The organism is Devosia sp. SL43 (genome assembly GCF_021729885.1).
Lineage (GTDB): Bacteria > Pseudomonadota > Alphaproteobacteria > Rhizobiales > Devosiaceae > Devosia.
Map to the genome: position 1 here is coordinate 594,309 of NZ_CP063401.1, position 22,800 is coordinate 617,108.

The 22,800-nt window shown below is 62.5% G+C and carries 24 protein-coding genes and 2 pseudogenes; 12 read left to right on the forward strand and 14 right to left on the reverse strand.

Translation table 11 applies throughout. The features are described 5' to 3' along the window. Positions 1 to 21: 21 nt before the first annotated feature. Positions 22 to 522: a hypothetical protein gene (locus IM737_RS02910; RefSeq protein ID WP_236898185.1), complete on the forward strand. Its 501-nt coding sequence runs from the start codon at positions 22 to 24 to the stop codon at positions 520 to 522. 102 nt (positions 523 to 624) lie between these two features. Further along, a pseudogene (locus tag IM737_RS02915) lies at positions 625 to 2,550 on the forward strand (glycoside hydrolase family 127 protein). 3 nt (positions 2,551 to 2,553) lie between these two features. Here IM737_RS02915 and IM737_RS02920 read toward each other — a convergent pair. The 3 genes from IM737_RS02920 to IM737_RS02930 are packed head-to-tail and all read right to left on the reverse strand — an operon-like array spanning position 2,554 to position 5,490. Further along, positions 2,554 to 3,786: an NAD(P)/FAD-dependent oxidoreductase gene (locus tag IM737_RS02920; protein ID WP_236898187.1), complete on the reverse strand. Its 1,233-nt coding sequence runs from the start codon at positions 3,784 to 3,786 to the stop codon at positions 2,554 to 2,556. Further along, positions 3,786 to 4,517 (reverse strand): GntR family transcriptional regulator, encoded by a 732-nt coding sequence (locus IM737_RS02925; RefSeq protein WP_236898189.1) that lies wholly within the window; start codon positions 4,515 to 4,517, stop codon positions 3,786 to 3,788. The genes IM737_RS02920 and IM737_RS02925 overlap by 1 nt, the downstream gene beginning before the upstream one ends. A gap of 10 nt (positions 4,518 to 4,527) precedes the next feature. Further along, on the reverse strand, positions 4,528 to 5,490 hold the full coding sequence (locus IM737_RS02930; protein ID WP_236898191.1) for a dihydrodipicolinate synthase family protein: 963 nt from the start codon (positions 5,488 to 5,490) through the stop codon (positions 4,528 to 4,530). Positions 5,491 to 5,700: 210 nt separating this feature from the next. On the opposite strand from IM737_RS02930, the gene IM737_RS02935 reads away from it, so the two are divergent. Then, positions 5,701 to 6,702 (forward strand): 4-hydroxyproline epimerase, encoded by a 1,002-nt coding sequence (locus IM737_RS02935; protein ID WP_236898193.1) that lies wholly within the window; start codon positions 5,701 to 5,703, stop codon positions 6,700 to 6,702. Here the strand turns inward: IM737_RS02935 and greA are convergent. Then, the gene (gene greA, locus IM737_RS02940) at positions 6,699 to 7,178 is read right to left on the reverse strand and encodes a transcription elongation factor GreA (RefSeq protein WP_236898195.1); all 480 of its coding nucleotides are present in this window, start codon (positions 7,176 to 7,178) and stop codon (positions 6,699 to 6,701) included. The two genes, IM737_RS02935 and greA, sit on opposite strands and share 4 nt — an antisense overlap. A 167-nt stretch (positions 7,179 to 7,345) precedes the next feature. Here greA and IM737_RS02945 point away from each other — a divergent pair, with 167 nt between their 5' ends. Beyond that, positions 7,346 to 8,161: a sugar phosphate isomerase/epimerase family protein gene (locus tag IM737_RS02945; RefSeq protein ID WP_236898197.1), complete on the forward strand. Its 816-nt coding sequence runs from the start codon at positions 7,346 to 7,348 to the stop codon at positions 8,159 to 8,161. Here IM737_RS02945 and IM737_RS02950 read toward each other — a convergent pair. Then, positions 8,158 to 9,051, reverse strand: a complete 894-nt coding sequence (locus IM737_RS02950) for a sugar phosphate isomerase/epimerase family protein (RefSeq protein ID WP_236898199.1) — start codon at positions 9,049 to 9,051, stop codon at positions 8,158 to 8,160. The two genes, IM737_RS02945 and IM737_RS02950, sit on opposite strands and share 4 nt — an antisense overlap. A gap of 142 nt (positions 9,052 to 9,193) precedes the next feature. Here IM737_RS02950 and IM737_RS02955 point away from each other — a divergent pair, with 142 nt between their 5' ends. The 4 genes from IM737_RS02955 (at position 9,194) to IM737_RS02970 (ending at position 13,579) form a co-directional block, all read left to right on the forward strand. Continuing rightward, the gene (locus IM737_RS02955) at positions 9,194 to 10,684 is read left to right on the forward strand and encodes a GMC oxidoreductase (protein ID WP_236898201.1); all 1,491 of its coding nucleotides are present in this window, start codon (positions 9,194 to 9,196) and stop codon (positions 10,682 to 10,684) included. A gap of 18 nt (positions 10,685 to 10,702) precedes the next feature. Beyond that, a complete protein-coding gene (locus tag IM737_RS02960) occupies positions 10,703 to 11,761 on the forward strand; it encodes a Gfo/Idh/MocA family protein (protein ID WP_236898202.1) in 1,059 nt (352 codons plus the stop codon). Between the two features lie 105 nt (positions 11,762 to 11,866). After that, positions 11,867 to 13,093: an MFS transporter gene (locus tag IM737_RS02965; RefSeq protein WP_236898203.1), complete on the forward strand. Its 1,227-nt coding sequence runs from the start codon at positions 11,867 to 11,869 to the stop codon at positions 13,091 to 13,093. 69 nt (positions 13,094 to 13,162) lie between these two features. Then, the gene (locus tag IM737_RS02970) at positions 13,163 to 13,579 is read left to right on the forward strand and encodes a VOC family protein (RefSeq protein ID WP_236898204.1); all 417 of its coding nucleotides are present in this window, start codon (positions 13,163 to 13,165) and stop codon (positions 13,577 to 13,579) included. A gap of 3 nt (positions 13,580 to 13,582) precedes the next feature. On the opposite strand, the gene IM737_RS02975 is transcribed toward IM737_RS02970, so the two are convergent. After that, positions 13,583 to 14,929, reverse strand: coding sequence for an MFS transporter (locus tag IM737_RS02975; RefSeq protein WP_236898205.1), 1,347 nt, complete (start codon positions 14,927 to 14,929; stop codon positions 13,583 to 13,585). A 200-nt stretch (positions 14,930 to 15,129) separates the two neighbouring features. Here IM737_RS02975 and IM737_RS02980 point away from each other — a divergent pair, with 200 nt between their 5' ends. After that, positions 15,130 to 15,306, forward strand: a complete 177-nt coding sequence (locus IM737_RS02980) for a DUF2934 domain-containing protein (protein WP_236898206.1) — start codon at positions 15,130 to 15,132, stop codon at positions 15,304 to 15,306. Between the two features lie 21 nt (positions 15,307 to 15,327). Here IM737_RS02980 and IM737_RS02985 read toward each other — a convergent pair whose 3' ends face one another. Beyond that, positions 15,328 to 15,627 carry a hypothetical protein gene (locus IM737_RS02985; RefSeq protein WP_236898207.1) on the reverse strand — a complete coding sequence of 100 codons (300 nt, stop codon included), beginning with the start codon at positions 15,625 to 15,627 and terminating at the stop codon, positions 15,328 to 15,330. Between the two features lie 125 nt (positions 15,628 to 15,752). On the opposite strand from IM737_RS02985, the gene IM737_RS02990 reads away from it, so the two are divergent. Next, positions 15,753 to 16,346 (forward strand): 5'-methylthioadenosine/S-adenosylhomocysteine nucleosidase, encoded by a 594-nt coding sequence (locus IM737_RS02990; protein ID WP_236898208.1) that lies wholly within the window; start codon positions 15,753 to 15,755, stop codon positions 16,344 to 16,346. Here IM737_RS02990 and IM737_RS02995 read toward each other — a convergent pair. Further along, on the reverse strand, positions 16,343 to 16,666 hold the full coding sequence (locus IM737_RS02995) for a hypothetical protein (RefSeq protein ID WP_236898209.1): 324 nt from the start codon (positions 16,664 to 16,666) through the stop codon (positions 16,343 to 16,345). The two genes, IM737_RS02990 and IM737_RS02995, sit on opposite strands and share 4 nt — an antisense overlap. Before the next feature lie 182 nt (positions 16,667 to 16,848). Between IM737_RS02995 and IM737_RS03000 the strand changes: the two genes are divergently transcribed. Together IM737_RS03000 and IM737_RS03005 are read left to right on the forward strand one after the other, a co-directional pair. Continuing rightward, positions 16,849 to 17,181, forward strand: coding sequence for a hypothetical protein (locus IM737_RS03000; RefSeq protein ID WP_236898210.1), 333 nt, complete (start codon positions 16,849 to 16,851; stop codon positions 17,179 to 17,181). A gap of 220 nt (positions 17,182 to 17,401) precedes the next feature. Next, positions 17,402 to 17,755: pseudogene (locus IM737_RS03005) on the forward strand (cell wall hydrolase); the annotation flags it as partial. Between the two features lie 15 nt (positions 17,756 to 17,770). Here the strand turns inward: IM737_RS03005 and IM737_RS03010 are convergent. From IM737_RS03010 to IM737_RS03035, 6 genes are all read right to left on the reverse strand, one after another. Then, positions 17,771 to 18,244 carry a hypothetical protein gene (locus IM737_RS03010; RefSeq protein ID WP_236898211.1) on the reverse strand — a complete coding sequence of 158 codons (474 nt, stop codon included), beginning with the start codon at positions 18,242 to 18,244 and terminating at the stop codon, positions 17,771 to 17,773. 96 nt (positions 18,245 to 18,340) lie between these two features. Beyond that, positions 18,341 to 18,883 carry a DUF2076 domain-containing protein gene (locus IM737_RS03015; RefSeq protein ID WP_236898212.1) on the reverse strand — a complete coding sequence of 181 codons (543 nt, stop codon included), beginning with the start codon at positions 18,881 to 18,883 and terminating at the stop codon, positions 18,341 to 18,343. Between the two features lie 77 nt (positions 18,884 to 18,960). Next, a complete protein-coding gene (locus IM737_RS03020; RefSeq protein ID WP_236898213.1) occupies positions 18,961 to 19,233 on the reverse strand; it encodes an EscU/YscU/HrcU family type III secretion system export apparatus switch protein in 273 nt (90 codons plus the stop codon). Beyond that, positions 19,230 to 21,005: a flagellar hook-length control protein FliK gene (locus tag IM737_RS03025; RefSeq protein ID WP_236898215.1), complete on the reverse strand. Its 1,776-nt coding sequence runs from the start codon at positions 21,003 to 21,005 to the stop codon at positions 19,230 to 19,232. Before IM737_RS03025 ends, IM737_RS03020 begins: the two co-directional genes overlap by 4 nt. Before the next feature lie 93 nt (positions 21,006 to 21,098). Next, a complete protein-coding gene (locus IM737_RS03030; RefSeq protein ID WP_236898218.1) occupies positions 21,099 to 21,770 on the reverse strand; it encodes an exopolysaccharide biosynthesis protein in 672 nt (223 codons plus the stop codon). 106 nt (positions 21,771 to 21,876) lie between these two features. Beyond that, positions 21,877 to 22,620 (reverse strand): glycosyltransferase family 2 protein, encoded by a 744-nt coding sequence (locus IM737_RS03035; protein ID WP_236898220.1) that lies wholly within the window; start codon positions 22,618 to 22,620, stop codon positions 21,877 to 21,879. Positions 22,621 to 22,800: the final 180 nt, after the last annotated feature.

The following is a 22,800-nucleotide window of genomic DNA, read 5'->3' on the forward strand; positions in this document are numbered from 1 at the left end:
CGGCGGTAGCGATAGGTAGCCATGCCGATCCCGATGCAGACGTCACCGACTTTGCTGCGCCACCTGGTGGCCGGCTATTTGCTCGACCCGCAGGGAAAATCGGTTCGAGTTATCGATATTGTGCTGACGCCCCAGCAGCCGGACCTATGGGACGTCCAGGATTTACTGCTGGCCAAGGCGCAGCATGATGGCCTGGCGCTTCGTGCCGGATCACCGCTGGCCCGCGATCAGGTGATTCCCCTGCCGTCCATTCCGCGTCCTGCAAGTGAAGATAGGCGCCCGCTGAAGGCCTGGGCGGTCAGCGTCTATATCGTTGCCCACGACGTCAAATTTGCTGGCTACAGCCGGGGCGTGTTCCACTGGCCGGACGAACCTGACGGCACGGCGCTAGAAGCCATACTGGACGTGCTGGTAGCCGACGCGCTCACGCCGATTTTCCTGGAACCGGCCGAGAAGATAATGGTCGAGTTACACAGCGTTACCGTTGAGCCCTCGCTCGTCCAACCAACCACCTACCTCTAAACATCAACACTAATCGCGCCCGCACCTCACGCTGTCGACACAATGACGACAGCTTTGGTAGAAACGTCCGCCGTTGATTTGACCCGGCCGGAGGATTCGACCATGCGGACAGACCTTTCCTCCACGCCCCGTATTGAGCGTTTCGTGCCGGTCGACCATTCCAGGGTCGACTTCACTGGCGGCTTTTGGGACAGCTGGACCGAGACCGTACGCAAGGTCACTGTGCCCAGCCAGCATCGGCGCCTCGACGAGGAGGGCTTTCTCGAAGTCCTCAACTTCCACCTGCCGCCCGCACCTCTGGTCCGCCCGATCCAGCCGAGCGGCCTGTCGATGCAGCACTTTTTCGACAGCGACTTCGGCAAGTGGATCGAAGCGGCCAGCTATACGCTGAGGGCGCATCCCAATCCCGAACTCGAGGCCAAGATCGACGATATCGTCGAGCGGCTCGAACAGGGGCAGATGGCGGACGGTTATCTCAACTCGTGGTTCATCCGCCGTGAGCCGAACAAGCGCTGGACCAACCTGCGTGACCTGCACGAAATGTACTCAATGGGTCACCTGCTGGAAGGAGCCGTCGCCTATTTCGAGGCCACCGGCAAGCGGCGCTTCCTTGATGTCATGATCAAGGCGGTCGACCACATCATCGATACCTTCGGTTGCGAGCCAGGTAAGCTGCGCGGTTACGAGGCCCATGAGGAAATCGAGCTTGCGCTGATCAAGCTCTACCGTGTGACGCAGGAGCCGCGACATCTTGCCCTGGTGCAGTATTTCATCGACGAGCGCGGCCAGTCGCCGGCCTATTACGACGAGGAAGCGCGCCGACGCGGTGACGATCCAACGGACTATGTCTACGCGGACTATTCCTACAGCCAGGCCCATATTCCGGTGCGCGAGCAGACCAAGGTGGTCGGCCACGCCGTGCGGGCCATGTATCTTTTTTCAGGCATGGCCGATCTGGCGGCGGAAACCTCGGACCTGACCCTGCTGGCGGCTTGTGACCGACTGTTCGACAACCTCACCAGCCGGCAACTCTATGTGACCGGCGGCCTCGGGCCTTCAGGCACCAATGAGGGCTTCACCCGCGAATACGACCTGCCCAACCACACAGCCTATGCCGAAACCTGCGCTGCAGTAGCCCTAGCCTTCTGGAGCCATCGCATGGCGCAGATCGACCTCGACAGCCGGTTTACCGACCATGTCGAGCTGGCCCTCTACAATGGCGCACTATCTGGCATCTCCCGCGATGGCGAGCACTATTTCTACGAGAACGTGCTGGAGAGCCACGGCGACAATCGGCGCTGGAAATGGCACTATTGCCCCTGCTGCCCGACCAATATCGCCCGACTGATCGATTAGGTCGGCAGCTATTTCTACACCAGCAAGCCGGGTGAACTGGCCGTACATCTCTACGGCCAGAACACTGCTTCTCTCGATATCGGCGGCGAGACCGTGCAGGTCGCGCAGCAGACGGCCTATCCCTGGGACGGCGATATCGCCCTGACGGTGACACCGTCCGTGTCACATCGCCTGAAGCTGCATCTGCGTATCCCAAGCTGGGCGCGCTCTGCGCAGTTCGGCGTCAATGGCGAAGCAATCGTCCCCTCCATCGCCAAGGGCTATGCCACCATTGATCGAGAATGGGCCCCAGGCGACGTGGTGCGCATCACCTTTCCAATGCCCGTCGAACGCCTCTACGCCAATCCCCAGGTCGGCGAGGATGCCGGGCGCGTGGCGCTGAAGCGCGGGCCAGTGGTCTATTGTCTCGAAGGCCTGGACAACGACGCTGCGCCGCAGCAACTGCGCATCGCTCCCGACGCGGAGATCACGGCTCGCTTCGATGCAAACCTGCTCGGTGGCGCGACGGTGCTCGAAGGCCCGGCCGAAATGGCGCAACTGGAGGGTTGGGGCGAAACGCTCTATCGGACGGCTCCGGCGCAGTATTCGTCAACGCGTTTCCGGGCCATCCCCTATCACCTGTGGGCCAATCGCGAACCCTCCAGCATGCTGGTCTGGATCCGCGAGGCTTGAGGCCTACTGGAAGCGATCGATCGAGAATGGCTTGAGGTCGATATCCGGCTTGCTGCCAGCGATCAGCGATGCCACGTGCCGGGCGGTCACGGCGCTCAGCGTCAGTCCGAGATGGCCGTGACCGAAGGCATGGACAATGCGATCGTCACCAGGATGCAGGCTGATGACCGGCAGGGAATCCGGGGTCGACGGGCGCCGACCCATCCACTCCTTGCCACCCTCGGGCAGACTGGGCACATAGCGCCGCATTTTGGTGCGCATGGCCTTGGCGCGCTCGAAGTTCGGTGGCGTCTCCGGCTTGGCCAGTTCCACCGCACCACCCACGCGCAAGCCGTCGACCAGTGGGCTGGCGACGAAGCCATGATCAGCAAAGCCGACTGGGATGGCGAGATTCCAGTCGAGGTCCGTGAAGGTGGTATTGTAGCCGCGCTCATTCTCGAGTAGCACCTTGGCACCCAGACCGCGAACCAGGTCGCGTGACCACACGCCCGAGGCGACGACCACCTTGTCGAACAGCAGTGCCCCATTGGTCGCATGGACGCGGACACCGCCCGGCTCCTGAGACAGGCGCTCGGCCTTTAGGGGCACGAGTGTTCCCTGTGAAAAGATGTGTTCCTGATAAGCTCGCAGCACAGTCAGAGGGTTGGACACGGCCCAGTAGATGGGCTGATGGACCGCACCGACAAACGCGCCTTCAAGCTGCGGCACACGCGCCCTCGCCTCGGCAGGGGACAGCCGCTCATAGTCGAAACCCAGAACCTGCTTGACGGACTCAACATCACGCAGGGCCGCGGCAACACTCGCCTCGCTGTCATGCACGGACAGGTAACCGGTCTTGCGGAGGTAGCCCGTATGCCCGATGGCCATGCCCAGCGCCTCGTGATCCTGCAGCGCCGTTTGCATCAATTGCGACAGTGCCACGCGGATGATCTTTCCACGCGCGGGCGTTGCTGAGCCCAGGAACGCAAGCAGCCACGGCAGCAGCGCAGGCACGTCCGTCCAGCGCACGGTCAACGGCCCAAGCGGGTCAAGCAGCCATTTGGGCACCGCCGACAGGATGCCCGGGCTGGCGATAGGCGCGATTTCCGGCAGGGCGATCAGCCCGGCATTGCCTGTCGATGTTGGAAGGCCCCTGGGGTCGGGCTCGTATGTGGTGACGTCGTGCCCATCCTGGATGAGACGGGCCGCAGCGGTGGCGCCAACGATGCCTGCCCCGATAACCGCAAGCTTTGCCATCAGGAGCGATCCGGGCCGAGTGCGATTCCAGTCACCGTCGCGCGCGCAATGTAGCTCTGAATTTGCGCGACGATCTGGGCGGCATGCGCGGCAGCCAGTTCATCGGCCTTGTCTGCGTCTCTGGCCTGGATGGCGCGAACCATCTCTTCGTGTTCGTCGACGTAACGACGTGGCAGGTTGTCGTCGAACGAGCGGTAGTAAAGCCGCAGAATGCGCCGGCCTTCGTCGAGCAGGCGCCCGAACAGTGTCGTGAAGTAGGCATTGCCGCCGGCCTCGGCGATGGCCATGTGGAAGTCCCGATTGACCTGGATCATGCCCAGCGGATCATGCTGCTTTACCGCCTCGCCATACTGGCTGGCCAGCTCTCGAATTTTCAGCAGTTGTTGATCCTGGCGATGCACGGCGGCGGACCGTGTGGTGACACGATACATCAGCGTCAGCGCCTCGAAATAGACCGGGAGCTGCTCGAAATCGATGGTGGCGACGACGGTATTGCGGTTGGGCAGCGTCTTGGCGAGACCCTCGGCGACCAGCCGCACCAGTGCCTCGCGGATCGGCGTGCGCGACATGTCGAAACGCTCGGACAGCGTCACCTCGTCGAGGGGACTGCCGGGTTCGAGCTGAAGCTCCAGGATAGATTGGCGCAGGGTGTCGTAGACAGTTCGTGCGCCAAGGCCGCGGACACGCGTCTTTGCTTCGGTTGCGGTCGATATGGCCTTGGCTTTCGTCATCGTCCCCTCATCAGGCCCGGTACTGCTGAACGGCTCCAGGGAGCTGGCTCCACGCCGCGTACCAGGACTTGAACTGCTCATACTGAACCTTTGCCCAGGCCCGCTGGCTAGGCGAGAGCTCGTCGGTGGCATTGAAGTGCAGCTTGTAGGCCGCTTCGCCCTGCAGTTCGAGCATGTACTTGTAATACAGGACCAAATCCGTGCCTTCGTCCCACGACGACAGCACCTCGATGGCCTCGCTGAGCTCGCGCGCCCTGCTGCGGGCATCGAGATCGCCGGCAGCTGCAGCCCTACACAGTGCAACCAGGTTGAGGACTTCACGTGGCAACGCATTACCGATGCCGGTGATCGCGCCGCTGGCGCCGGCTTTGACGAAGCAATGATAGACCCCCGTATCGACGCCGGCCATCAACACCACGCTCTTGTCAGCGCTAGTGATGTGTTCGGCCGCGTAGGTCATGGCCGCGGTCGAACCAAATTCCTTGAAGCCAACCAGGTTCGGGAAGTTTGCGCGCAGCGCGAAGAACAGGTCGGCCTTGGTCTCGAAGCCATAATAGGGGCTGTTGTAGATGATCGCCGGCAGGCTGGGCGCAGCGCCCAGAATGGCCTCGAAATGATGGCGCTGGGCCGCAGGCGAGGATCCGCGCGACAATACACGTGGAATGACCATAAGCCCGGCAGCACCAACCCTTTGGGCATGCGCCGCATGCGCTACGGCCGACGCGGTGTTGATCGCACCTGTGCCCACGATTACAGGCAAACCGGCCTCCACGAGTCGCTCGACGCCTTGCTGGCGTTGCGCGTCCGTCAGCAGCGGCCAATCCCCCATCGACCCGCAATAAACGACGGCCGACATGCCGACCTCGACAAGTTGCCTGGCTTTGCGCACCAGCTCATCAAAGTCCGGCGTGCGGTCCGGCAAGCATGGTGTCATGAGTGCGGGGATGACGCCGGTGAAGATGTCGTTGTTCATCGAAACTATCCTGATTGTGGGATCGCTCGGCGCACATTCACCGAATTGCGCTATCACTAACGCCGTTGTATGCTGTTTGTCGACAGGAATTGAGTTGAGCTTGCCTCGACCTTGCTGCTTCTCGCCTAAGACTGGTACTGACGAGACGTCCCGACGATCGGTGCCCATCTGGGATGCTGATCTATTTTAGAAACGAACGAGCCTAACTCCATGTCCCGTCATATCTTTACCTGCCTCGATGGTCACACCTGCGGCAATCCGGTCCGCTTGGTGGCCGGCGGCGGCCCGCTCCTAAAGGGCAATTCGATGATGGAACGGCGCGCCGATTTCCTCGCGAACCATGACTGGATCCGCAAAGGCCTTATGTTCGAGCCGCGTGGCCACGACGTGATGAGCGGCTCGATCCTCTACCCGCCGACGCGCGAGGATTGCGATATCGCAATTCTCTTCATCGAAACGTCGGGCTGTCTCTACATGTGCGGGCATGGCACGATCGGCACTGTGACCATGGCCATCGAAAACGGGCTGATGACGCCCAAAACACCGGGAGTGGTGAACCTCGACGTGCCCGCCGGAAAGGTGGTCGCCGAGTACACGATGAATGGCGAATATGTGGAGAACGTCCGGCTGACCAATGTTCCAAGCTTCCTTCACTCGTGCGACCTCGAAATCGACGCGCCTGGCCTGGGCAAACTCAAAGTGGACGTCGCCTACGGCGGAAATTTTTACTGCATCGTCGACCCGCAGGAGAGCTTCACTGACATTGCCGATGTGACGGTCGGCGATCTGCTGCGCTGGAGCCCGGCGTTGCGCACGGCGATGAATGAGCGCTACGAGTTCATCCATCCGGAGAACGACAACATCCGCGGCTGCACCCATATCCTGTGGACCGGCAAGCCGACCAGCTCGAAAAGTACCGCCCGCAATGCCGTATTCTATGGCGACAAGGCCATCGACCGCTCCCCCTGCGGTACCGGCACCTCGGCCCGGATGGCACAGTGGTATGGGCGTGGCAAACTCAAGGTCGGCGACGCGTTCAACCATGAGTCGATCATCGGCTCAGTGTTCAATGGCCGCGTGGAGCGGGCGGTGAAGGTCGGCGACTATGACGGCATTATCCCGTCGATCGCCGGCTGGGCCCGCCAGACCGGACTCAATACCATCTATGTCGACGACCGCGACCCCTTCGCCCACGGCTTCTCGCTGGTCTAGCCGAGGCGGACGATCTCCAGCTCGCCACCAGCTACGGTGGCTGAATCGCCAGGTGACTTGCCGAGCAAGGCTCGGGCGATGGGCGAGGCGAAGGAGATCGAGCCAGTTTTGGGATCAGCCTGGTCCTCGCCAACGATGCGGTAGGTCTGCACCCGACCGTCGTCGCGTTCGAAGGTCACCGTGGTGCCGAAGGCGACAATATCGCCTGCGGCAGGCGGCACGACCTGAGCGGTGCGCACGCGGTCGGCGAAGTAGCGCAGGTCGCGCAGTGGACTGGCAGCCTGTCGGCGCTTTTCGTTGACGTCCTCGATCAGCATGGCGGCATCGTACGCTGTCCGCGCATCGGCCAGCTGTAGCTCCAGCGCCGCAAGACCTTCGGCCGTGACCAGGTTCGGCCCCTCCGGCACTGGGCGATCTAGCAGCAGGGTCTCTGATGCTGTCTCGGCACTGTCTTCCTTGGTGAAGGCTACGCTCATTCGAATCGTCCTATGCTTCGCCCGCCCATAGCGAGGGGCGGCGTTGCAAACACTTCAGTCCTGCAATGCCACTCGGGCCATGAATCAAGCCAAACGCAGCATACAGACAACTTGCGGCGCAGGGACCGGTAATGCTCAGGTGCGGCGATTCATCAGTGAGACCCAGCATGACCAACCGCCCATTGAACAAGGTAAGCCTCAAGTGGGGCATGGTGGAGGAGCCTGGACTGTCGATAATAGACAGGTTCCTGCTGTTGGCCGACCTGGGCTTCGACGGCGTCGAACTCGACGCTCCCAACGACCTGCCCCTGGCCGAAATCATTGCGGCGCGCGATCGCAGCGGGCTGGCCATTCCCGGGGTGATCAATTCGGTGCATTGGAAGGCGCCGCTGACCGATCCTGATCCGGAGGTGCGCAGGCGCTGTCTCCAGTCGATCCGCACGGCGCTCGACAATGCGCGGGAGTACGGCGCCAGCACGATGCTGATCGTGCCAGGTGTGGTCAATGCCGCGACAAGCTATGCCCAGGCCTATGAGCGTGCCACTGTCGAGCTGAGCAAGGTGCTCGAGCACGCGGACAAGACCGGGGTTTCTATCGCTGTCGAGAATGTCTGGAACGACTTCCTGCTCAGCCCGCTGGAGGCGGCGCGGTTTGTGGATGGTTTCAACCACCCGCGGATCGGCTGGTATTTCGACGTCGGTAACGTGCTGCGCTACGGTCGTCCGGCGCACTGGATCGAAGCACTGGGCAAGCGCATCCTCAAGATCGACGTCAAGGAATTCAGCCTGGAGCGGATGAACACGCTGGGCCCTTGGAAGGGCTTTGACATGGAACTGGGCGAGGGCGATTGCGACTGGGCCGCGGTCAACCAAGCCCTTCGTCTGGTGGGGTATTCCGGCTGGGCCTCGATCGAGGTACCGGGCGGCGATCGCCACCGCCTCAGGGATTTGAAGGCACGGTTCGACCGGCTCGCGGCGCTTTAGGCGCCGCGGATGTCGCCGAGCATACGGCGGATATTGGCGAGGCCAGTTTCGCAGCCGGACAGCGTCGGCTCAGCGCCTTCATATTCGAGCGAGACGAAACCGTCATAGCCTGAGGCAACGACGGCTTCGAGAATCATCCGCGTTTCGAGATCGCCAAAACCAAAGACCGAGCCACGGATGAATTGCCCACCCAGGGTTTCGAGCCAGCCCGGGCCGGGCGACGTGCGGCGAACATAGAAGTCCTTGAGATGGACGAAGCTGGCATCGGTAAGGCTGGCGCGGGTGGCGACCACAGCGTCTTCATCGACGCAGAGGAAATTGCCGACATCGACGGTGAACTTGAAGTTGGGGCGATCGACAGCGTGCAACAGGCGTTGCACCCGGCCACTGCCGTTCATGAAGAAGCCGTGGTCCTCCACGCTGGTGGTGACGCCCTGCCCGGCCGCGAAATCGGCAATCTCCTGACAGGCATCGACGATGCCGGAGAAGTTGTCCTCGAAATCAGCGGCACTGGTCAGCCGCTGCGACCACAGGACGACGTCATGACGGAGGAAGCCGACTTCGAGTCGGTTGCACAGTTCGACGTGCCGTTTGACCTGATCGATCTGGGCCCGTCGCTCTGCATCGTCGACGAAAGCGAATTTGGCACCCATGCAGATGCCTGAAATCGGAATGCCGGTTCGTGCAGTCTCGGCCCGAATGCGACCCAGTGTCTCCGCATCTGCGACCAGATCATATTCGGCCTCATGGCCGGGCTGAGAAAACGAGAAAGTCGCGATCTCCAGATGTTCGGCGCCGTTGTTGCTCATCCAGTCGAACATGCTCTCGATCGTTAGCCCGCCATTGGCCAGCAGAGGACGGAAACTGTAGGATGACATGCCGAGTTTCATGCGAAGCGCTCCGGTACGACGAGAATATGTGGGTTGAGCCAACTGTCTGTCAGCATGGCACAAAATCCACCCTTTACGTACCAATAAAGTACCATTAATACCATTTACATACCAGTTCCTTTGATGCGGTGAGGCATTGCTGATGCGTGAGGAATCCCCTGATGTCGTGATCGTCGGCAGCGGTCCGACCGGCTCGGCCTATGCCAGGATCATCCGGCGCGATTGGCCGGAAGCGCGCATCCTGATGGTCGAGGCGGGACCGCAGATCCTGCCCAAGACCGGCGCCCACCTGGACAACGTGCTCGACCTCGATGAGCGCGGCGCGCTGGAAGTCCAGGCGCAGGGTGGCGACCGCACGCCGCGCCAGCCGATCAGCAAGGAAGAGTGGGAAGCGCGGCGCGCGGGCGGCTTCGATGCGTCGCAATTGCGCCGTTCGGGCCTGTTCATCGCCAACGATGCCGACCCGGTCGAAAACCTGTTTGCCGGTTTTTCGGCCGCCAATGTGGGCGGCATGGGTACCAAGTGGTCGACCGGCACCCCGACACCGTCGCAGGCGGAGCGTGTCCCATTCATCCCGGCAGAAGAGCTAGAAGCCGCCATCGGCGTCGCCGAATGGCTGCTTGGCACGAACAAGGACCCGCGCGCCGGCGACGTTACCGCGGCATCCCTCCGCGACAGGCTTGGATCCGTGTTCAATGCCGGCCGCACACCGGACCGCTTCGTGCAGCCGATGCCCTTGGCGGCAACACCGGAAGGCGACGACGTGCCGCTGCGCTATCACGGCACCGACGTCGTGCTCGGACCAATGGTCGACGAGCCGCCGGAGCTGTTCCGCATTCAAGCAGAAACGGCCTGCCGCCGCGTCGTGCACGAGGGCGGCAAGGTGACGGGCGTCGAACTCGCGACGCCGGGCAGCGATGACACCTGGTTCGTGGCCGCTGGCACGGTGATCGTCGCCTGCGACGCGCTGCACTCCCCGCAGTTGCTCTACGCATCGGACATCCGGCCCGAGGCGCTCGGGCGCTATCTCAACGACCACTACATCATCTCGCAGATATCGGAGATGCAGACCAATTTGCCGATGAAGGCGATGAACTGGATACCGGCGACCGACGACTTCCCGTATTCCGTTACCATTGCGCCGGCTAGCCTCAACACCATGCCGATTTCAGGCGATATTGTTGGACAGCCGGTCGGTATGGGCTTTTTCGTGCCGGGCGATATCAGCCCCGACAATTGCGTCACCTTTGACGATTCCCGTCTTGATTGGATGGGCCTGCCGGCGATTTCCATCCATTGGCGCCAGTCCGAAGCAGACAAGGCACGGCTGGAAACCGCCAAAGGCATAGCGCGCAGCATTTCCGACATTATCGGCCGCCCTGCCCCTGGCTTTGCCACCATCGTGCTGCCGGTCGGCAGTTCGTTGCATTATCAGGGCACCATTCGCATGGGCGCGGCCGACGACGGCACCAGCGTTTGCGATCGCAACAGCCGCGTCTGGGGTTTCGAGAACCTCTACGTCGCCGGCAATGGCGTGATCCCGACAGTGACCGCCACCAATCCGACGCTCTATTCCGTCGCCCTGGCAACATTTGGCGCCCGCCAGATCGCGCAAGCCCGCCGCAAGGCCTGACCTGAACCGGAGCTATCGATGACCGAACGCAAACTCAAAGTCATGGTTGTTGGCCTGGGCCAGATGGGCCGCAGCCACGCTATCGCCTACCACACCCATCCCGGCTTCGAGATTGTCGCCCTGGTCAACCGGTCGACGCCAAATCTGCCTGACGAGTTGACTGGTTACCCGATCCGCAATGACTTCGCGACCGCGCTGACCGAGTTCAAGCCCGACGTGGTGTCGATTGCGACCCACACCAACACCCATGCCGACTACGCCGTCGCGGCGATGGAAGCAGGCGCCCATGTTTTCGTCGAAAAGCCGCTGGCGGCAACAGCCGAGGATGCAGAGCGTGTCGTCGCCGCGGCAAAGGCCAACGGGCGCAAGCTGATCATTGGCTATATCCTGCGTCATCACCCGTCCTGGATGCGGCTGATCGAGGAAGCGCGCGGGCTGGGCGGGCCTTATGTCTTCCGCATGAACCTCAACCAGCAATCGAGCGGTACAGCCTGGGGCATCCACCGCCAGATCATGCAGACCACCTCGCCCATCGTCGATTGCGGCGTGCACTATGTCGACGTGATGTGCCAGATCACCGATGCAACGCCGGTGGAAGTGCGCGGCATGGGCGTGAAACTCGCCAAGGGGCTGACTGAAGGCATGTACAACTATGGCCATTTCCAGGTGCTGTTCGACGACGGCAGCGTCGGCTGGTACGAGGCCGGCTGGGGTCCGATGATGTCGGAGACGGCTTACTTCGTGAAGGACGTGATGTCGCCTGGCGGCTCGGTTTCCATCGTCATGGATGGTGGGGTGAGTTCGTCCGATATCAACGCTCACACCCAGACGTCGCGGCTGCTGGTGCATCACGCCGAAACCGATGGTAGCGACGCCTTCATCCGCAAGGACGACTGGCTCGACATGCATGACGAGCCGGGCCACCAGCAGCTCTGTGATCGCGAGCAGGACTTCGTCTATCGCGCAATCACCGAGGACTACGACCTCACGCGGCACATGAATGATGGCGTGACCTCGCTGCGCATCTGCCTGGCGGCGGACGAGAGTGTCCGCAGCGGTCTGCCCGTCCGGCTCTGATGGCATTGGCGGGCGCTTGCATGCCCGCCAACAATGTTACTCCCAGCATGTCGATTTCCGCGTCTACCGTTCGTCTATAGTGTGAAAACGCGCGGAGGCGGAACTATGGAAAATCGGTATGGCTGGGTCATCGTGGCAGCGGGGGCGCTGATTACCTGCGTAGCCATGGGCGCCATGTTCGCCCTGCCCGTCTACCTGCAACCGATGGCCGACGAGACCGGCTGGGGCCGGGCCGGCATTTCCATGGCGATGACCATCGCCTTCATCGTCATGGGCATTGCCGGCTTTCTCTGGGGCACGGTCACCGATCGCATCGGGCCGCGCCCGGTAGTCCTGATCGGCTCGATCATGCTGGGCGTGGGCCTGCTGACTGCCAGCCAGACCAAGGACCTGCTGCTGTTCCAGATCGCCTATGGCGGCTTGTGCGGCGCGTCGGTGGGCGCGTTTTTCGCACCAATCATGGCGACAACGCTGGCCTGGTTCGACAAACACCGCAGCCTGGCGGTGTCGCTGGTTTCGATCGGCGGCGGCGTTGCACCGATGGTGGTCACCCCGCTCGCAACACTGCTGATCGCGACCTATGGCTGGCGCAGCGCCATGCTGATGACGGCAATCGGCGTCTGGGTCATCCTTATCCCGGCCACCTTCCTCATCCGCCGCGCGCCCGCGGCATTGGCAACTGCGATGCCCGTTGAGACCGCAACTGCTGATGCCGTCCCTGCGCCGCGGTCCGATCTCGGCCCGATATTGCGGTCGCCGCAATTCATCGTTCTGGCAGCCGTCTTCGCGCTGTGCTGTGCCGCGCATTCCGGCCCGATCTTCCACACCGTCAGCTACGCCATGATCTGCGGCGCCACGGCATTGCAGGCGGCGAGCATCTATAGCGTCGAGGGCGTGGCCGGGCTCTTCGGTCGCCTGGCTTTCGGGCTGATGGCCGACCGTTTCGGCGTCAAGCGGATCATTGTCGGTGGTCTGGTGCTGCAGGCAGCCGGTATCTATGCCTACATTTATCTCAGCGAATTGAGCCACTTCTACATGCTGGCTGCGGTGCTGGGCATGGCCTATGGCGGCGTGATGCCACTCTACGCTGTGCTGGCCCGCGACTACTTCCCGCCGCGCGTTATGGGGACGGTCATCGGCGGCATCACCATGACGTCAAGCCTGGGCATGGCGATCGGCCCCATCGGCGGCGGTTGGATCTTCGATACATTCGGTGACTATCACTGGCTCTATGTCAGCTCGGCCGCCATCGGCCTGGGTGCAGCGTTGGTGGCGCTGACCTTCCCCGGCCCCACGCCGCCCGAGCGGATGACCCAGTTGCAGCCCGCCTGACTGGGCCGCCCTACCGGTCGTCACACAGTCAGGCTAGGCTATGCCAGACGCAGTAGAGGAGTTCCGTCCATGACCGTCCGTCTCAACCCGTATCTCAACTTCGTTAGCTCAGCCGAAGCAGCGCTGACGCTCTATCAGTCCATCTTCGGCGGTGAGCTAACGCTGTCGCGCTTCGGCGAGAATGGCATGGCCCAGGATCCTGCCGATGCAGACAAGATCATGCACGGGCAGCTGGAGACGGCCAACGGCTTCACGCTAATGGCCTCCGATGCCCCACCCGGCATGCCGCTGAGCGAAGGCAGCAGCATGTCGGTATCGCTTAGCGGTGACGACGAAGCCACCTTGCGTGGCTACTGGAACGGTCTGGTCGCTGGCGGCCAGGTAACTGTGCCGCTGGAGAAGGCGCCTTGGGGCGACACCTTCGGCATGCTGACGGACAAGTTCGGCATTGCCTGGCTCGTCAACATCAGCGGCACGCCGTCCTGACGCTCAGGCGGCCGGGCTGGTCTCGGCCGCCTTTTCGTCGTTGTCAGGTGCACTGGCATAGGCCGCGGACAAGTCGCGATACTGCCGCGAATTGAGTGCCAGGATCGTCACGATCACGCCTACGACGCCGGCGATCGTAAAGACCAGCGCGATACCGCGCGCCGGCCCGGTGCCGAACCACCCACCAATCGCATCGGCGCCGGCCCCATCCGTCATGAACGGAATGACCACGAACTGCGTAAGCGGTCCGATGAGGAAGGCCGTCAGCGGCGATGCCGCCTGCTCGATTGACTGGGCAAAGCCGAAGACGCGGCCCTGCCGCTCCAGCGGCACCACCTTCTGCAGCGTCGTGTGCTCGGCCGCCTCGGCATAGGGGCCCAGCAGCATCCAGACGAAGCAACCGGCCGCCAGCAGCCAGAACGATGGCTGGATGGTGAAAACGCAGCAGACAGACCAGGTTATGAGGTTGACCAGCAACAGCGTCCGCAGCGGATTCTTGCCCAGTCCAGTGCGGGCGATGATGATGCCGCTGAGGATGAAGGCGGTGGACAGCACGCCGAAGGTCAGGCCCCAGACCTGTACCGACACCAGCGACAGCCCATAGGCATCGAGCAGCGCCATGAAGATGCCGCCCAGGAAATTGTTGAAGGTGGCAAAGAAGATCAGCGCGAAGAGGCCTGGAACGGCCGCGATAACCGCGATCGTGCCCTTGATATCGACATTCTTGGGCGCCTCTGGCTCGCCCGGCTCGGGAGCAACCCGCCCCTCATCGATGTGGACGATAAACAGGTGAGCGAACGCCGCCAGCGTCAAGACTATCGCCAGCAGCAGCGTCGCCAGCATGCCGCCCCAGGCGACCAGAAAGCCGCTGATAACCGATGTGGTCAAAAACCCAATGCCGCCGACCATGCCGACCAAACCATTGGCTTTGTCGCGACTGTCCTCGGGGATGAGGATGGTCACTAGCGTCGGCAGCGCGATGGCGCGGATATTGCCGGCGATGACGCCCAGCATGATCAGGAAAACGAAGGCCCATAGGTACGGACCATAGGGATTGGTAAAAGCGCCCTCGGGCTCGAGCAGCACCATGACGAGTGAGATCACATAGAATACCAGGGAGACCAGGCTCGATCCCTGCATGACCAGCTTCTTTGCATTGTGGTCGACTATGCTGCCGAACCAGAAGCCGAAGGCGGCGGTGAAAACAAGGTAGATGCCGGCGATCATGCCGGTCGCGAAGACCGACTGCGTCTCGATATAGACCCAGAAGGTCAGCGCAAACCAGACGGTGAAATTGGTGATGTTGGCGACGAGATTGTTGCCAAGGATCTGATGAAATGGGTTGCTCATTGCCGCACTCTTGCTTGCGCAAAGGCTGGAGACTAACCGCAAACCGGCCAATCCCCAACCCTCGGGGCCAATCCCCTAGGTCGAACAAGGACGCGTGCGGCTCGTCATATCCGACAACGCAGGAATTCCGGCGCGACGTCGTTCACGCTCCCTCAACCATAAAGGTGCAGGCTGTCTGCCAGCAACGAATGGAGACCGTGATGGAAGACCAGATCAGGCAGCGGGCCTACCAGCTTTGGGAAGCCGATGGCTGCCCCGAGGGACAGGATCAGGCCTATTGGTTCAAGGCCATGGCCGAAATCGCTTCTGCCGCCATCGCCACGATCAAACCGCCGCGCAAACGGACGGTAAAGCCGAAGGCGGCCAAGGCCGCCTGATCAGCCAAGCCCTAGCGTAATCTAGAGGTCGAGCATTCGCGGCCAATAGACGTCGCTGTCAAAATCGTCCGGGATTGGCGACAGGCGGGAAATTGCCTGGGCAGCAAACTCGACCTGCAGGGCATAGTGCTTGATATCGTCAGGCATTGGCCGACCGGTGATGAACTCGCGTGCGCGCCATTCCTGGAGCTTGATTGATCGAAGTCGGCGCCGGGCTTCAGCCTCGACATCTTCCACCAGCACCGCCACCGACACAGTCCGCGAAACCTGCCGCAACGGCTCGGTCCACTCCCTGCCACCCTCGATAACCGCGAAACGCACCTTGGTCCCCTGCAACCTGCGGCCGGCCATTCTGGCGCCGCCCTTCATCAGATTGTCACGTCACTCTTACCGAACCGGTAATGATCCGCCTTGGCAAGCGGCGGGGCCATGCTAGTTTCGCAGTCATGACCATCCTCTATGTCATGGCTGCACAAGCCGAATATGGCCCCTTCCTCCGCGCCCGCATCCAGCCGCTCATAACGGGTGTCGGCCCGGTCGAAGCGGCAGTGGCGGTGACGCGCGCTCTGGCGGAGGCGCGGCCCCTGCCCGATCTGGTCGTATCGCTGGGGTCGGCGGGCTCACGCACGCTCGAACAATGCGGGCTCTACCAGGCGACCTCTGTGAGCTATCGCGACATGGATGCTTCGGCGCTGGGCTTTCCAAAGGGGCAGACGCCGTTTCTCGATCTCGACCCCGTACAACCACTTCGACCGCTGCTGCCCGGCCTAGCCGGCGCCACGCTGTCTACTGGCGCCAACATCGTCTCGGGCCCAGCCTATGACGATATCGAGGCGGACATGGTCGACATGGAGACCTACGCAGTGCTCCGGGCCTGTCAGGCCTTCGGCGTTCCGCTGCTGGCGCTACGCGGCATTTCCGACGGGGCGGCCGAGCTTGGTCACGTCAGCGACTGGACGCAATATTTGCATATCATCGACGAGAAGCTCGCAGCTGCGGTCGATCTGGTTGAAGCGGAAGTGAAGGCCGGTCGGCTTTAGTGCTGCGCAGCATTGCGGTCGCGGCGAGCACGGCTCCAGGTCGCCCATTTGCGGCTGCCGCGCAGGATCGCCGTATTGACCGGCCCCTGCAGGAACACCAGGTCGAGCGCCAGCAGCAGCAGGCCGAGCGGCAGCATCCAGATGCCGAGGACCGGCAGGAAGCTGAAGACACCACCCAGAAGCAGCAGGAAACCAACCGGGATGCGCACCCAGCGCGCTTGCGGTCGGCGGATCCAGGCCAACCAGCCTGAGGCGAAATTGGGTACGCGACGCTCTAGTCGATCGAACTGGCGGTTCAGGCGGGCGCTGCTCTTGGCCATGGATGGTCCCCTCGGATCAGTCTGTCGGTGAAGTGCAGATGGGAACGCCGCCGTACCGGTCCAAGCCCCTCGGCGGTCACAATGCCGCGCAATCGGCCTTGAAATGTCCGTCCGACGTACCGATGCGGGAACCTGTGGGCGTAGCCTGAGTTAAGCAGACACACATCAATCGGAGCGTCATCATGGCAACGGCAGCAAAACGGGCAATCAAGCGAGCGGAAGACACTGGCGAGGACTTGGCCGATAGCCTTTCCCAGCAGATCGCCGCCCTGCGTAAAGAGATCGCCTCGATCGCCGACGCCGTCAGCGATTATAGCGGACACACTTTCGACGACGTGCAGCACAACGCCGTCGCACTTGCCAAGGAAGTCCGGCATCAGGGTGCCGTGGTTGCTCGGCAGGTCAGCCGTCAGGCTAATGTCGCAGGTAAGGCCGTGCAGGAAAATCCCGTGCCGGTCATCGTCACGCTGGCGACCATTGCACTGCTTTCAGCCCTTTTCTTCACGCGCGACTGACACTCCTGACCGGTTAGCGTTTTGCTAACCGTTCGGCTCAGACCTTCCTTAAGTCTGTTGGGTCATTTTCGGTTTCAATTGCACAATTGCAACAGACCGGAGATGACCCATGCGTTTTTCGACCAAAGCAGTGCTGCGTGCTGCTGCCGTTGTCGTGGCCGCGTCGAGCCTCGGCGGATGCAGCTTTCTCGGCATGAACCTGGGCATGGCGCAGCTCAGCGAAAAAGAATGCCTGATGCGCGCCATGTATTTTGAATCCAACCGCTCGAGCTCCGAAGGCATGCTCGCCGTCGGTACCGTGGTAATGAACCGGGTGCAGGACGCGCGCTATCCTAAGTCGGTTTGCGGCGTGGTCGGGCAGAAGAACCAGTTTGCCCAGGGCGTGTTGACGCGGAAGATGACCGATAGCGGCGCGGTGCTGGCTGCGCAGGTCGCCGACCAGGTCATGCGCGGCGCACGACATCCCGGCGTGCAGAATGCTCAGCATTTCCATACGGCCGGGCTGCGGTTTCCCTACAACAACATGTATTACGTGCTCGAAGCGGGCGGCAACGAGTTCTACGAGAAGCGCACCCCCGGCACGTTCTAGTTACTTCGCCTGAACCAATGCGCGGCTGAGGAAGAAGCCATGGCCGTCTTCGCGTGCACAAGTGAGACCCTTGGTCTCGGACAGGCACTGGAACGGTCCAAGTGTCACGATGTGATTGTACTCGAACTTCTGGTTGAGCGAGCAGCAGCTCGCATCGCCGACGTCGTCAAGCACATAGCCCTCTTCCTGACCACCCAGGATGGCGCGGACATAGTTGGGCTGGACGCGATCGCACTGGATTTCGGCAAGACCATCCCAGGTCTCGTAGACCGAGGTGCCACCGGCCGGCGTATAGACGCAGCCGATATTGCCCGACGGCATGGTGAATTCCACCTGGCCTTCGTCATTGCTGTACATGTTCTGGATTTCGTACGCCTTGGCCGGCAGCCCGAATACCACGATCAATGCTGCCATACCGGCGAAGATCGTTGAATTGCGGACAAAGGCACGGCGCTGACGATTGGTATAGAGCATGGCCATGACCCTCATTGGCGTTGCGATGATGAGGGTATGTCAGGACCGTACTGAACGGGCGCTGGGGCGCCCATTCAGATTTCGTTTAGAATTGGGTCAGAAGTCGCCGCCGATGTCGAAATCGCCGCCGCCATCGTCGTAGTCGCCACCAGTATCCTGTTCGTCAGAACCCTGGTCCTGGTTCGAATTGTGTTCCTGCGCGTGGGCACCACCGGTCAGCATGCCGGCAATGGCACTGCCGAGGAGCACGCCACCGGTTACGCCCAGTGCGGTCTGCGCCGCACCTGCGAGGAAACCGCCGCCCTGCCCGCGATTGTCGTCCTGCTGACCCCGATCCCATGGGCCACGCCGACTACGCGCTGGCTGGCGTTGCGGCTCGTCGTTGAACAGGCCACCGAGGAAACCGCCACGCGGCCGGCTCTGCGCCTCAAGCTGCTCAATCCGCTCCTGCGCCTGCCGCAGCGCCTCTTCCTGCATCAGGATGGTCTGGGCCATATAGTAGGGCGCCGGCGGGAAGTCGCGGAGCCGCTGCTGGATCAGCGCCTCGGCGTCGCGATCACGCGGCTGGCTGTTGCGGGCAACATCCTCGATGCGATCGAACAGGCCATCGATGGCTTGCTGGTCTTGCTGGTTGGGCATTGTCGGCTCCATGAGCGTTCAGTCTGCCAGATGAAATGGGTGGGCGCTCCGGACGTTGCAATGCCCAGCTTTCCGATTTAGCGACGAGCGCTCGTGCGCAGCACATAGCCGATGACGATAGCCACGGCCTCGTAGAGCTCGATGGGGATCGTGTCGTCGATCTCGATGCCAGCAAGGGCCTGGGCCAGGACCGGGTTGGCCTCGATGATGACGCCGTTCTCCTCCGCCAGCGCCACGATTTTCTCGGCGACGAGGCCGTGCCCTTTGGCGACGACGCGCGGGGCCTCGCGCGATCCCTTTTCATATTGCAGCGCCACCGCAAGCGCGCGTTCCTTGGGCTGATCGCTCATGTGCTAGCATCCACGAAATGGCCCGAAGGCGCGGGCGGCGGCGCGGGTGGTTCGCCGTGCCGCACGATCACCGCTCCCGGCTTGAGGCCGACGGCAGCCAGGGTGTCGCGCAGCGCAGCCGCATCTGCCTCCAAGGCCTCCGATGTGCCGCGCTCGGCGGCCCAGAGCATGACGCCAGTATTGCCGCCCCGCAGCGACACCTGGGCGCCCACCTCACCCATTCCAGGCAGATTGATAGCGAACCGCATCTGCCACCCGCGCTCGGCCGCAGCCTCGCTGCCATTATGCTCATCGCGATGGATCTGCATTTGCAGCAGCGTCTGATGCTGCCCCACCAGCACCGGCACGTCCATGCTCCAGTCGGCAGTCTTGGCCACTGGATCGGGCAGCGAGGCGCCCTGATGCAGCCGAACACGGGAAAGAGCTGCCTCGGTGCGCTCCAGCAGCTGCTTGCCCACCTCTTCCGGCGCGACGCGCGGATCGATCGGCGGCGCATCGGACAGCCTTGCCCGCGGGACATGCCCACGGATGGGCGGGGGTATCTGCGCAGCCGGCGTCAGCGGCGCCTGCTGGCCCAACCAAGTCGTCAAGGTCTGTCGCAGGGCCAGCAGCGAGGCCTTCATGTCGGCCTGTGGGGTCAGTAAAGGCGTGCCACCCTTCGCCAAGCTGGCCTCCTGGAAAATGCCGGAGCGCAGGACGGCCTTTTGCAGTGACGCGGCATCGAAGGTATCGCTATCGATGGGCACACGCCCCGCCAGGACCTGCTGGGCAACCCGCACCACCGGCTCCGGCAACACCAACTTGCCGGCGATGCTGGTCAATGCCTGCGTCAGGCTGGTGACGCTATCCTGGCGCGGCAACGCGGCCTGAACCATCTGAGCGAGCGCGGCCTGTGGCGTCGCGGCCATGGGTGGAGCCGTCGGCTGTGCTGCCGCGACGATAGGTGCGGCGCCCGCAGTTGGTTGAGCAAGGAGCGTAGAGGTGGCAACGGCCGGAGGAGACGGCACCGGTGCGACCGCCTTTGGCGCGGCGGTCGGATAGGGCTGCTGCGGTAGCACCAGCGTTGGTGACTGTGGCGATGCGGTTGCGGGTGCAGTGGTCGTTGCCGCAACTGGAGGCGGCGCAATGGTTGGGCCCTGCGTGGCAGACGTCGCAGTTACAGCAGCTTGAGGCTGTGAGGAACTTGGCGCCACGGCGGTATGCGTGGGACCAGTCGGCGCCGGAGAAGTCGCTGGCTGAGCGGTTGGAGCCGCTGAAACAGTGCTGACCGATGGTTGGGGGGATAGCGCTGGCGGAATGGCAGGCTGACCGTTCACCGGCGGCGGGACAGGTTGCGGCGCAATCGTGACCGCTGGCGCAGTTGATTGACCCGCCGAAGTGGGCGCTTGGGACAACGTCGCTGGGGCTTGTGGGGCGGGATGAGCGGCGGGCCCTGCAGCAGGCACTGGCAAATTGTTGGGTTGCGCCGGAACGGGCGGTGGGGAACCGGCAGGCAGGGCGGTCGCCGTAGCCTGCGGCAGCGCAGGTCGCAGCGCCAGTTTGATCTGTGCGCCGCTGCCCTGCACCTCGAATTTCAGGGTCTCACCGGCTTTGGCCAGCGTCGGCAACAGCAGATTGAGCATCTGCCCGCCGATCTGCACCTGCGTACCGCCATTGGGCGCAGGGCCGATGACTTTGCCCTCGAGCATCTGGCCGGCCTGCAAGGCAAGCGCCTGCAGCGCGCCGCTGCGAGCCGCGGCAACGATTTGGGGAAGCTGACTGGGGATCGACATGACGTTCCGGCCCCTGCCGCACCACGCGGCACACTAGTCTAGCGCAGACACCAGCATCCGATGATTCCCCTCGGTTGGGAAACTTAACGTGGACTAACCGAATGCCAGCGTTATGCCGAAGACGCTGCCCAGCACGAACAAAGCGCTCCACAACAGAGCTAGCATCACGCCCCAGACGATCACCACGGCGCCCACGGCACAGGCGATGCCGATGCCGATCCATAAGCCGTCGCGCTCCAGCACACCCAAGGCCAGCACACAGATGGTGAAGGCCGGAAGCATGTTGCCGAGCGGAATCGGCAGGAAGAGGATGATCGACAGCAGCAGGCAGATTGCGCCGATCAGATATTCGGCCGGCGGCTTGGCCAGGAATTCGAAGCGCGGCCGCATCAGGCGCTCGGCCTTTGCCAGCCAGGGCGCCGTGAGGTCGACTACCTTCTCGAAATCGACGCGCGACAAGGATCTGTCGGTGATCAGCTTGGGCAGCCAGGGCCGCCGGCCAATCATCAACTGAAAGGACAGGAATATCAGTGGAGCCCCGAGGACTGCCGACACACCCGGCGGTACCGGAATGGCGTTCGGCACCGCAAAGATAAACATCAGCGCCCCAATGGCCCGATGCTCAAGCGCGTGCAGTAGGTCAGCGATCGAGATTCGCTCGCGGTCTTGACCTTTGGCGATGGCCGTCAGGATAGCGGAAAGGCGATCGGCGCCCTCGCTGGGCGGCACCTCGTGGATATCGATGGTCGGCTCGTCTTCGGCCATGCATTCATCCCGGTCGGTTCGCAATTTGGCATGCAACAGATATGACGGCTTGCGGCTCTAAGCTACCAAAACCACCATTACCAAATCGGTAGGCACCGATCACAGATCAGTCAGGGCGGATATCGGTATAGTTCTTGGTCGCCGGCTTGCCGCGGAAGGTGACCCAGAAAAAGTTGAGCGTATAGGTGCCCGCTGTTCGGAAAACACCTTCCTTTTCAAGGCGGCGGCCAGACGTTTTCATCTTCAACGCGAAAGTCCACTTGACGCCACCCACCTTGGACAGACGCACCGCCACATCGGTGTCCTCGCCGAAGAACTGAATCGAGCGATCATAGCCGCCCACCTGCTTCCAGGCCTCGCGCTTGAACACAAAATTGCCCCCCTGCACCACCGAACCGACGCGCAGGATGAAACGATTGACGACGTAGATCAGGTAGGTGAGGCCGTAGAAAAGGTTCACAAGAAACCGGCTCCACAGGCTCATGTCGTAGTAGACATAAGGCCCGCTGAGGCAGACCAGTTTGGGGTCCTGCGCAAACTCGCGATACACGGTATCGAGCCAGCCCGGTGGCACGATGGTGTCGCTATCGATATTGGCGATGAGATCGAAGCCTTCGCTCGCGGTAAACCCCGCGTCGCGGGCATTGACCAGCCCCTTCTTGGGCTCATCAACCACGCGCACCGTGGGAAAGCTGCGGGCAATCTCGCCGGTGCGGTCAGTCGAGGCATTGTTGACCAAGATGATTTCGGCAGCGGTGCCCGACCGGGCAATTTCGGCGACCACCGACTCCAGGCATTTGCCGATCAGCGCCTCTTCATTATAGGCCGGGATGACGAATGCCAGTTTCATTGCTGCCTCTTACCGGGCCGGGAACGGGCCTCAATCCGCTGCAAATAGCCTCTGAACCGGCGAACGGCAACAGAGGAGGCTGCTTTTTCGGCCCCATGCGCCGTTGTATGCCGTCCCGCGCCGATACTGCCGAAGCGCCTTCCGCCGTCGGGGAACTATCTGCTAGGGTTCGACAATAAC

Coding starts and splice junctions, on each gene's coding strand:
- IM737_RS02910 (WP_236898185.1), top strand. CDS start 22: ATGCCGATCCCGATGCAGACGTCACCGACTTTGCTGCGCCACCTGGTG.
- IM737_RS02920 (WP_236898187.1), bottom strand. CDS start 3,786: ATGGCAAAGCTTGCGGTTATCGGGGCAGGCATCGTTGGCGCCACCGCT.
- IM737_RS02925 (WP_236898189.1), bottom strand. CDS start 4,517: ATGACGAAAGCCAAGGCCATATCGACCGCAACCGAAGCAAAGACGCGT.
- IM737_RS02930 (WP_236898191.1), bottom strand. CDS start 5,490: ATGAACAACGACATCTTCACCGGCGTCATCCCCGCACTCATGACACCA.
- IM737_RS02935 (WP_236898193.1), top strand. CDS start 5,701: ATGTCCCGTCATATCTTTACCTGCCTCGATGGTCACACCTGCGGCAAT.
- greA (WP_236898195.1), bottom strand. CDS start 7,178: ATGAGCGTAGCCTTCACCAAGGAAGACAGTGCCGAGACAGCATCAGAG.
- IM737_RS02945 (WP_236898197.1), top strand. CDS start 7,346: ATGACCAACCGCCCATTGAACAAGGTAAGCCTCAAGTGGGGCATGGTG.
- IM737_RS02950 (WP_236898199.1), bottom strand. CDS start 9,051: ATGAAACTCGGCATGTCATCCTACAGTTTCCGTCCTCTGCTGGCCAAT.
- IM737_RS02955 (WP_236898201.1), top strand. CDS start 9,194: ATGCGTGAGGAATCCCCTGATGTCGTGATCGTCGGCAGCGGTCCGACC.
- IM737_RS02960 (WP_236898202.1), top strand. CDS start 10,703: ATGACCGAACGCAAACTCAAAGTCATGGTTGTTGGCCTGGGCCAGATG.
- IM737_RS02965 (WP_236898203.1), top strand. CDS start 11,867: ATGGAAAATCGGTATGGCTGGGTCATCGTGGCAGCGGGGGCGCTGATT.
- IM737_RS02970 (WP_236898204.1), top strand. CDS start 13,163: ATGACCGTCCGTCTCAACCCGTATCTCAACTTCGTTAGCTCAGCCGAA.
- IM737_RS02975 (WP_236898205.1), bottom strand. CDS start 14,929: ATGAGCAACCCATTTCATCAGATCCTTGGCAACAATCTCGTCGCCAAC.
- IM737_RS02980 (WP_236898206.1), top strand. CDS start 15,130: ATGGAAGACCAGATCAGGCAGCGGGCCTACCAGCTTTGGGAAGCCGAT.
- IM737_RS02990 (WP_236898208.1), top strand. CDS start 15,753: ATGACCATCCTCTATGTCATGGCTGCACAAGCCGAATATGGCCCCTTC.
- IM737_RS02995 (WP_236898209.1), bottom strand. CDS start 16,666: ATGGCCAAGAGCAGCGCCCGCCTGAACCGCCAGTTCGATCGACTAGAG.
- IM737_RS03000 (WP_236898210.1), top strand. CDS start 16,849: ATGGCAACGGCAGCAAAACGGGCAATCAAGCGAGCGGAAGACACTGGC.
- IM737_RS03010 (WP_236898211.1), bottom strand. CDS start 18,244: ATGCTCTATACCAATCGTCAGCGCCGTGCCTTTGTCCGCAATTCAACG.
- IM737_RS03015 (WP_236898212.1), bottom strand. CDS start 18,883: ATGCCCAACCAGCAAGACCAGCAAGCCATCGATGGCCTGTTCGATCGC.
- IM737_RS03020 (WP_236898213.1), bottom strand. CDS start 19,233: ATGAGCGATCAGCCCAAGGAACGCGCGCTTGCGGTGGCGCTGCAATAT.
- IM737_RS03025 (WP_236898215.1), bottom strand. CDS start 21,005: ATGTCGATCCCCAGTCAGCTTCCCCAAATCGTTGCCGCGGCTCGCAGC.
- IM737_RS03030 (WP_236898218.1), bottom strand. CDS start 21,770: ATGGCCGAAGACGAGCCGACCATCGATATCCACGAGGTGCCGCCCAGC.
- IM737_RS03035 (WP_236898220.1), bottom strand. CDS start 22,620: ATGAAACTGGCATTCGTCATCCCGGCCTATAATGAAGAGGCGCTGATC.